Source organism: Acinetobacter sp. CFCC 10889 (assembly GCF_003268395.1).
GTDB lineage: Bacteria > Pseudomonadota > Gammaproteobacteria > Pseudomonadales > Moraxellaceae > Acinetobacter.
Genome location: NZ_LQXQ01000088.1, coordinates 1 through 8897 on the forward strand (window position 1 = coordinate 1; position 8897 = coordinate 8897).

At 37.3% G+C, this 8897-nt stretch carries 11 protein-coding genes; 2 read left to right on the forward strand and 9 right to left on the reverse strand.

Annotated features, from left to right (window positions below; translation table 11 throughout):
* Together AVJ19_RS19585 and AVJ19_RS19590 are read left to right on the forward strand one after the other, a co-directional pair.
* A partial coding sequence (locus tag AVJ19_RS19585) for a hypothetical protein (protein WP_162626662.1) occupies positions 1–204 on the forward strand: 204 nt, incomplete at its 5' end.
* Positions 205–545: 341 nt separating this feature from the next.
* A complete protein-coding gene (locus AVJ19_RS19590; RefSeq protein ID WP_111861243.1) occupies positions 546–1079 on the forward strand; it encodes a DUF2726 domain-containing protein in 534 nt (177 codons plus the stop codon).
* 58 nt (positions 1080–1137) lie between these two features.
* On the opposite strand, the gene AVJ19_RS19595 is transcribed toward AVJ19_RS19590, so the two are convergent.
* From AVJ19_RS19595 to AVJ19_RS19635, 9 genes are all read right to left on the reverse strand, one after another.
* The gene (locus AVJ19_RS19595) at positions 1138–1491 is read right to left on the reverse strand and encodes a RidA family protein (protein WP_111861244.1); all 354 of its coding nucleotides are present in this window, start codon (positions 1489–1491) and stop codon (positions 1138–1140) included.
* Positions 1492–1555: 64 nt separating this feature from the next.
* Entirely contained in the window at positions 1556–1771 is a 216-nt protein-coding gene (locus tag AVJ19_RS19600) for a hypothetical protein (protein ID WP_111861245.1), read from the reverse strand.
* A 72-nt stretch (positions 1772–1843) separates the two neighbouring features.
* On the reverse strand, positions 1844–3271 hold the full coding sequence (creD, locus tag AVJ19_RS19605) for a cell envelope integrity protein CreD (protein WP_111861251.1): 1428 nt from the start codon (positions 3269–3271) through the stop codon (positions 1844–1846).
* A 208-nt stretch (positions 3272–3479) separates the two neighbouring features.
* On the reverse strand, positions 3480–4961 hold the full coding sequence (gene creC, locus AVJ19_RS19610) for a two-component system sensor histidine kinase CreC (protein ID WP_111861246.1): 1482 nt from the start codon (positions 4959–4961) through the stop codon (positions 3480–3482).
* 31 nt (positions 4962–4992) lie between these two features.
* Positions 4993–5247, reverse strand: a complete 255-nt coding sequence (locus AVJ19_RS19615) for a DUF2164 domain-containing protein (protein WP_111861247.1) — start codon at positions 5245–5247, stop codon at positions 4993–4995.
* A 74-nt stretch (positions 5248–5321) separates the two neighbouring features.
* Entirely contained in the window at positions 5322–6056 is a 735-nt protein-coding gene (creB, locus tag AVJ19_RS19620) for a two-component system response regulator CreB (protein ID WP_111861248.1), read from the reverse strand.
* 361 nt (positions 6057–6417) lie between these two features.
* A complete protein-coding gene (gene dinB / locus AVJ19_RS19625; RefSeq protein ID WP_111861249.1) occupies positions 6418–7473 on the reverse strand; it encodes a DNA polymerase IV in 1056 nt (351 codons plus the stop codon).
* 89 nt (positions 7474–7562) lie between these two features.
* Entirely contained in the window at positions 7563–8315 is a 753-nt protein-coding gene (locus AVJ19_RS19630) for a GH25 family lysozyme (protein ID WP_111861250.1), read from the reverse strand.
* A 76-nt stretch (positions 8316–8391) separates the two neighbouring features.
* Positions 8392–8897: MFS transporter (locus tag AVJ19_RS19635; RefSeq protein WP_162626663.1), on the reverse strand; the 506-nt coding region annotated here is incomplete at its 5' end.

Consider the following 8897-nt stretch of genomic DNA (forward strand, 5'->3'; position numbering starts at 1 on the left):
CCCTCTAAAACAGATGATTGGTATCCCATATATCAATGTATTTTACATGGTCAAGTCTATCATTGTTTTGAAGAATATAATCGGCTTGAGGTCGTATTTGGGGCATCTGCAACAGAAGAATTTCAACAGTTTATTATCAATGACTTAAAATCTAAACTTAAACAAATTTCAGGTCATGATGTTGTGGCTGAACAAGTAATCTAAGAATTAGAAGGATATAAAGCATCCTTTTCAATAATTATGCATATTGTCTAACAATATGGCATATCTTTCATCGGTAAAAGTTGAAATTCTTTATTATTGTCGCTATAAATAGAACATGAAATCGTCATTTTTTTGTCATAAGAAAAGCGTATCTTAGTTTCGTAAAATAAAATTGTTGATCAATTGAATAAAAGTAAGAATACGATAAGTGAATAGATGAATTTTAAAGTGAATGTGCGCTCTAATACTTTAGATGATATCTTGAATTTATTGATAGAAAAGTGAAATAAAAAGCGGTATAAAAACTGATAAATTATAAAAATAGATAAGGAATGTAACTTATGGATTTAATGTTACTTGCGACACTTGCAATACTCGCTGTAGTGAGTGTTATTGCTTATAATGGACTAAAAAATAAGCAAAAAGTGGATAGTGCTTTAAGACAGCGTGCGGTTTTTAATTCACATGAATTAATGACCTATACCCGTATTAAAGAAATCTTACCTGCTGCAAATATTTTGGCACATGTATCTTTTGATGCATTGTTGACGACAAAGTATTTACATACACGCCGTAAATATCAAAAAATGTTTGCAGATTTTGTTGTATTAGATCATGAGTTTAAAGTGATTGCTGTAATTACTTTAGATGATCCAAATGCAATGAAATGGATGAGTACAGATCGTAATCAAGACACTTTGTTGGAAATGGCAGGCTATCGTGTGATTCGTTATCAAGGTGTGCCTGAGTACCAACAATTACGTGAAGACTTTATTATGATGTATGCAAATAGTCATGAAACTTTGACAACACAAGCAGCTGTTGATTTAGAAGAATATGCTGAACGTTTGGCACGTCCACGTGTGTTTGGTTAAGAAAAAGTGCATGAATTGATCATGCACTTTTTTATGTGATATATGTTTTATTTTAAAATTAAGGCTTTACTGCAACAACGGTGAGTTCAACCAATACATCCGGATGATATAATTTGGCTTCGACACAGGTGCGAGGCAATGCCTGAATATCTGCAACCCATGCATCCCAAACTTCATTGAAAGCAGCATAATCTTTTTCAATATCTTTTAAATAGATGGTCACTGACATGATGTGATTTTTATCTGTGCCCGCATCTGCAAGAAATTGATCAATAATATCAAAAGTTTGTTGAGTTTGCCCTTTAATGTCTAAACTCAAATCACTTGCCAGCTGACCTGCCAAATGGACTAAATTTCCAGAAATCGCAACTTCTGAAAAGCGTGGTGTAATGTGTAAACGTTGTACCGTCATGCGGATGCTCATCTGTTTTTATAGGTAAATTTTACGTGATCAGCTTTCGTATGAATATGTATTTTTAAGAAAATGGACGAATTTTTTCAATGTGAGATAAGCATTTTCCTTTAAAAATCATCACAATTTTCTGCTCAGGACAAATGATGATATTACCCAGATTTAAAAATGAAATATGTGCATGTCTGAGCTGATTTAAGCAAAATGCAATGGAGCTTTTGATCGGACACAGTTGAGGGAGTTCATCTGTATGTTTGATATTAACTGTTTGATTTTTCATATTTTAGCCTATAGATATTGTTGGAGAATGGATGCGGTGATACATCCATTTTCATGTCATTTCAGTCTTGGGTTAGTCTTGGGAAGAAGGGGTGTAGTTTTGCAGTTCTGATTTTGGTTTTGCGCCGACTTGATACCAGTCGATATGTCGTGTGATAAACATCACGGCTGCAAGTACGATGAATGAAATCACTGAACCAATGAGGAAAGTTTTACCATTTGATTGGAGTAATAAATACATCACTGCATATAGCACACTTAAAATGATACTAAAGAGCGCAGCAGCTTTGACACCTCGCATGACAAAGAATAAGTACCATGTCATGAGGCTGATACAGGCAACTGCTGCAACAAGATAAGCCCATGTAAAAGCATAATATTCACTGATCGACAGTAACAGGACAAAGAAAATACCTTGTGCCATTGCCACCAAAGCGTATTGGATTGGGTGGATTCGTAAGCTTTTTAAGACTTCAAAGATAAAGAAACAACCAAAAGTAATGAGAATAATCACGATTCCATATTTGATAGCACGGTCAGTTTGTGTATAGACATTCACAGATTCTAAAAATTCAGTAGAAAGTCCAATTTTTTCAACAGTATTCTCACCTTCATAAGCAGGATTATTGCTGTTAGGTGCTAGATAAGCATTACTGAATTGGCGCATACACTCACTGTTTTCACAATTGGCGATTTTATTGAGATTTTGCTGTCCAAGTGCGATATTTTTCCATTGAGCGCTGAATTGTTCCGTCTGACTCATTTTGGCATAAGGTAAACTTTGTCCATCATATTTGGTATCTGCCCAATTGCCTTTGGCATCATAAGTCACATGTTGACTGGTTGGAATGAGGTTGAATTTGCTTAGACCTGTGAGATTAAGTTGTAAATTAAAGTCAAAACCATTTTGAATGGCAGTTAAAATTTCAGGATGTTTTTGTACAGAAATACTCATGAAATCAAAGCCAGATTGACTATTGCCTTGATCACTGATTTGAAATGGGTAGTTTTTATTGAGAATCTGAATGCTTGGCTGTTTGTCTAAACCGCGTGGATCTTTGACGGGTAAAATAATTTGTGCACGTTCCCAATGATATTTTTTAGCGTTTATTTCAGGTTTTTGAAAAACCCCTTTTGCTGCTAAATCAGTTTGATAACTGACTGCACGATAAATCGTACGTTTATAAGTGTCATCTGTAACTTTGAAGTTGGCTGCCCAATGTGTGCTATCTGCTCCAAAGTAACTAAAGTGTTCTTCGGTACATGGGAATGGTTTTTTCTGCTCATTGGTGCAGACTTTTTCTTCGCTATAAGGCACTCGAATATAAGGTGCAATAATGCTTTGAGGGCTAATTTGGGTCGTGGAAATGTCACGAATAAAGTCTTGTTGATAGCTTTGGCGTTCTGAGACTAAATGGCTGATAAAAAATAGTCCTACCCAGAAAATTGCCATCAAAATGATGATCGTAATGATCTTCAATGTTAGAAAATGAGATCGCATGAGAATACCTGATTTATTTTGATCTCGTGAGTGTGCAAAAAGCAGATGTTTTTTATTTGAGTTGCTTTTGAGTTTTATGTGAACTTTAGGTGAAGTCATCTGATTACTTGCTGTGAGCATCAGCCCCCTGCCTGATCAGGATAGTGACTTTTAGTTTATGATTCTATTTTTTATGGGTTTTTGAAAAAGAATTATTGTGATATTTAATTTAGATGAATCGAACATTGACCATGACGCCTTGTTGATGAGGTTGAATCAAAGCGATTTGATTTTCTTGAATATTTTCAATGTGGATCTGTCCATGATGTTGTTCAATCACTTGTTTCACGATGCTTAAACCAATGCCTGAACTGCGTTGCTGTGAAATAGGGCGGGGCAATGAAAAATAAGTATCGAAAACTTGGGACAGGGCATAGTCAGGAATCCATTCTCCCTCATTAAATATTTTAAATTCAATGCCTTGGTGATTCTTACTGTGCTGTAATTGCAGCAAAATTTTGGCAGAATGCGGGGCAAAATCCAAAGCATTATCCAATAAATTGGCAATGGTTTGTTGCAACCAAAAACGATCTGCTTGAATCATGCAGTGCTGTTCAATATCGAGTAGGCATTGAATTTTTTTGTTTTGAATCAGGCTCGCATGTTGATCTAAAACTTGTTGAATTAATTGTGAAAAATCAAAATTTTGTAGTTCGATTTGATGTTTGGATTTTTCCAGACGAGTGAGTAACAACATTCGATCAATCAAAATTTTCAAACGCTGACTTTGTTCATGAATGTGCGTGGCAAATTGTTGCTGATCATCTAAAGGAAGATCTTCTTTGAGTAATTCCGCACTCGCTTGGATCGCCGTGAGTGGACTTTTCAGTTCATGGGTCAAAGTATTGACATAGTGTTCGACATAGGCACGATCTTCGAGTTTTTCCCGCATATTTTCAATGGCTTGAGATACTAAATTTAGTTCTTGTGCAGAACGGAAATGTGGTGCTTGATTGACAGGTGCAAGGGCTTGGGCATATTTACGCACTCGGTCAATGCTGTGCTTCAACCAATAAGCCACCAAACTTGCCAAAAATAAACTGAGCAGCGCAATCCATGCAGCTTGACGAAAAAGCTGATTTTCAGAACGTTGAATATAGGGCTGAACAGAACTGTTTGGTTTACCGATGCTGACCACGCCGATCAGTTGCTGTTGTTGATTGACCTGATAATAAATTGGTGCAGCGATGAACATCGTACTGTTGCTGCTGCCAAGGTCATTGCCTTTGAGGTCATAGCTGCGGGTTGAGCGCACGCCGTATTTGCCTTGTAGCGTCAGATAGACATCATTCCATTTTGAATAATCTTGCCCTGTGGCAATGCCTTGTGAATCATAGATCACAATGCCTTTGGCATCAGTAATATAAATCTGTTGGTTAATTTCCTTTTTGTTATGTTGCCAAATGGTGGCATTCAGTTTGCGGTTCAGGGCTTGTTGAATTTTTTCATTAAATTGTACCGTGTTGACTCTATTGTCATGTACATCTTCAGCGACTAACATCGCGATAATATTGGCATTTTCTGCAAGTGTGTCCTCAACCACTTGGCGGACATTGGGCTTGACTTGTTGGTTAAATGTGTAGGACATAAACCACAGTCCGAGCAAAATGATCAGACCAAAGAAAAACCAAATACGAATAAAAATGGACATGGAAGCAGATATTGACCTTTTCAAATGGAGTTTAATATTTTTCAGGTTTTGAGAGTAAATATAAATCATCAGCCAAATACAGAAACTTTTCCGATAATAATTGCTGACTATCTTGAATTGCTTGATTATAAAAATAAGGTGCCATTTCTTCTAAAATAAAATCCAAGAAAAATTGTGCTTGGAATGATCCTATTTCTAGCTCTAATTCTTTTTCAACATAGTTTTGTAATGCTTTGAGCATTTTATCTTGGGTGTTTTTATCAAGGTTAATGAGCTTATTTTTCATTTGAATATTATTCCTAAAGATTTGATCATGATGTCATGAAATAAATTTAAAACATTGTAAATACAATCAGATGATCATTTCTTAAAGCTATAACCAAAGCCACGATGGGTCTGAATCGGGTCGTGTTCAGCGGCAATGAGTTTGAGTTTCTGTCTTAAACTTTTGATGTGAGTATCGACTGTACGTTCCAAACTATGTTCAGGATGCTCCCAAATATGATCCATCAATTGTTGCCGACTAAATACTTGCTCAGGGTGATCAATGAACAATTTCAGCAAACGATATTCATAACGGGTCAGTTGTAGCATCGTACCAAAGTAATGAATTTGTAGAGATTCTTCGATACATTGCCAAACTTGAGCATTGCTTGTAGATGCATCCTGTGGTGTTTCAATACTGATATTTTCATTGAATTGAGGGTGTTGTAATTGGTTTTGAATTTCCATTCTGCGCCAAATGGCTTTGATTCGAGAGACGATTTCCCGTGAACTAAAGGGTTTGGTACAGTAGTCGTCTGCGCCGATTTCCAAGCCAACAATGCGGTCAATTTCGTCATCACGTGCGGTTAAAAAAAGTAAAGGTGTATGGTTAAATTGACGGATTTTTTTACAGACTTCAAAGCCATTTAAGTCAGGTAAACCCACATCTAAGATAATAAAATCAAAGCTTTGATTCTGTACGAAGTCAATCGCTTGTGTCCCTGTATTTGCCCAAGTGACTTGCCAATCTTCACGTTCAAGTGCATAACGTAAAGGCATTAAAATCGCGGCATCATCCTCAACACATAAAATCTGTTTTTTATTATTCATGGGCTTTAAAATTTCACTGAATCGATTTGAGTGTACTGAAAATCAATCTTTTAGGCGAATGAAATTTAAGTGAAGTTTGTGTGAATTATAGAAAGTTTAGCGGGGAATTTTGAAAATGCGAGGGCAGTTTACCCATGTGATTCTGAGCGCCCTGTAATATTCGGATTTGATCGTCACGCCAATCACAGGACAGCAGAGTAAAAGTATTGGTGACTTCTACTAACTCAGCAGATACATGGATAATGTATTGCGCGAAATAGATTACTCTAAATTTCAGCAAGGTGGGAGAATATTTGGTTAAAATCAATCCATTCGCCTGAAAAATAGACAAGTTATTTCAGTTGTCATAAATTTCAGTGGATCACCACAAAGAGAGTTGTGATTCCTCTTGTTGTTCGCTGAGTTGGTAGAGTCCGACACCGATTAAACGAAATTGAAAATGTTCAGGTATTTGCATTTCCGACAATAAAATCTGTACCACTTTTTGCATATCATGCTGTGAATTTAAAGCCTGCTTGAAGCTTTTGCTGTGTTGTAAAACCTGGAAATTTTTGAGTTTTAATTTAACAGTCACACCTCGAGCCTGCATTTGCTTTTTATTTAAACTGCGCCACACACGTTCGATCAAGTTATCCCAATAAGGCGCACATTGTTCTAAAGTCAGATCATCATCGAAAGTCGTTTCATTGGAAATTTGTTGGCGTTGCCGTTCGGCTTGCACAGGACGATCATCAATGCCTTGAGCATATAAAAACAGTTGTTTGCCATATTTTCCAAAATGTTGAATCAGCAGATTTTCCTCAACTTTTTGTAAATCTCCGAGTGTTTCCAAGTGGAGACTTTTCAGTTTTTCTTGGGTCACTTTGCCCACGCCAGGGATTTTTTTCAAGGGTAAATCATGAATAAAATTTTGTACTTGCGTGGGTTTAATGATGCAAATGCCATTCGGTTTATGCCAATCCGAAGCGATTTTGGCAAGGAATTTATTTGGGGCAACACCTGCGGAAGCAGTCAGTCCTGTAACTTTGAAAATATCTGCCCGAATCCGCTCGGCAACTTCGGTTGCACTTGGAATATTTTGCAGATTTTCGGTTACATCCAAATAGGCTTCATCCAAAGATAAAGGCTCGATCAGTGCGGTATAGCGTTGGAAAATTTGATGAATTTGTGCGGAAACTTCTCGGTATTTTTCAAAATTCGGTTCGATGACCACGACTTGAGGACACAGCTTTTTGGCTTGTGACATGGACATCGCAGAGCGTAATCCAAACTGACGTGCAGGGTAGGATGCTGCCGCAATCACTGCCCGTGGGTGATGTGAGGAAATCACCACAGGTAAATGTTGCAACTCAGGACGTTCACGCAGTTCTACTGAGGCATAGAACGCGTCCATATCAATATGAATGATTTTTCGCATAGGTACTCAAGTCAAAGCGACAAGATCAATTTTATCTTAACTGAATTGGGCTGAGGACTCATCTGTAAATCGGTGTAAATAATATTTTGTTAAGGCTTTAAGTGATTCCGTTGTAAAAACTGTTGCCATTGCTTCTCATCACCATGAAAAACATTTAAATCAACATTCTTATTGATGCCTGAAATTTTGCCTTGGTTGGTCTTTTGCCAAAATGTCCATGCACGTTGATCTTTCAGATCAGGTTGCTCATGATATTCACGGATCCAAATCGGAGTATCTTTAAATTCACCAATCAAAATAATGTTATAAAAATTCTTAGAGGTATAGAAAATCGGTTGTTTGCCATAATGTTGTTGCAAACGGTCATGCATGATTTGGATTTGTTTCAGCAATTGTTCTTTGGTGAAAGTATTGATGCAATTGCTGTCATATTCCAAATCGATCACAGGGGGCAGTGCATCAACTTTATTCGGTACAGTAGCAATAAAATTTTGCGCCTGAATCTCACCATCACGACACAAACGGAAAAAATGATAGGCACCAACACGCATTCCACGTTCACGGGCTTCCAACCAATAGGTTTGAAATTGTGTATCTTTAAAATCTCCACCTTCTGTGGCTTTCAGATAGACAAATTGATATTGCTGTGGTGAGATTTTTTTCCAATTTATTTGCCCCTGATGGTGTGATACATCAAAGCCCTTGATTGGATAAGGCTCAGCAGAGGCAACATTAACATGCAACATTGCCAAAATTAAGCCGATCACGCTGCACAATGCTGTGACGATCAAAGCGATCCGCAGGCGAGTGAGTTTGGCGGTTTTGGCTGAATGTTTTGGCATTATGATTCTAAAAGCGGTGAAGTCTACAGTTTAACGTGAACGGTTTGGCAAAACCATGACAATGATGCTCTATATGTTAAATCACTCGATCTTTCGGAATTTGATAAAAAATAATCGCAGTAATCACATTCATTAAGCCTAAACAAATCAAAGTGTAATGAAAAGCCTGTGTGATCTGTGCTTCGCCTAAATAATTGGTAAAAACATTCAGTAAAGTTCCTGCCAAAGCAATCCCGATACTCATTGACAACATCATGATCATCGACAAAAAGCTGTTGCCACTGCTTGCATCCTGTTGCGGTAAGTCTTTGAGTGTTAAAGTATTCATTGCCACAAACTGTAGAGAGTTCAGTGTACCAAAAACAAAGAAATGTACAGCTCTTAGCCATGTTGGTGTGTCAGCTGTGGTCAGGGCAAAACTTGCAATACATGCCCCGACCAAAAAGGTATTCATCAGTAAGAGTTTACGATAGCCAACTTTGGAAATAATGGGACGAATGATGGGTTTGGAAAAGAGCGAACCAAGCACCATTGGCGTGAGCATGATTCCTGTCATCAAGGGTTCCATTTTAGGTGGTGTAT

Coding starts and splice junctions, on each gene's coding strand:
- AVJ19_RS19590 (WP_111861243.1), top strand. CDS start 546: ATGGATTTAATGTTACTTGCGACACTTGCAATACTCGCTGTAGTGAGT.
- AVJ19_RS19595 (WP_111861244.1), bottom strand. CDS start 1,491: ATGACGGTACAACGTTTACACATTACACCACGCTTTTCAGAAGTTGCG.
- AVJ19_RS19600 (WP_111861245.1), bottom strand. CDS start 1,771: ATGAAAAATCAAACAGTTAATATCAAACATACAGATGAACTCCCTCAA.
- creD (WP_111861251.1), bottom strand. CDS start 3,271: ATGCGATCTCATTTTCTAACATTGAAGATCATTACGATCATCATTTTG.
- creC (WP_111861246.1), bottom strand. CDS start 4,961: ATGTCCATTTTTATTCGTATTTGGTTTTTCTTTGGTCTGATCATTTTG.
- AVJ19_RS19615 (WP_111861247.1), bottom strand. CDS start 5,247: ATGAAAAATAAGCTCATTAACCTTGATAAAAACACCCAAGATAAAATG.
- creB (WP_111861248.1), bottom strand. CDS start 6,056: ATGAATAATAAAAAACAGATTTTATGTGTTGAGGATGATGCCGCGATT.
- dinB (WP_111861249.1), bottom strand. CDS start 7,473: ATGCGAAAAATCATTCATATTGATATGGACGCGTTCTATGCCTCAGTA.
- AVJ19_RS19630 (WP_111861250.1), bottom strand. CDS start 8,315: ATGCCAAAACATTCAGCCAAAACCGCCAAACTCACTCGCCTGCGGATC.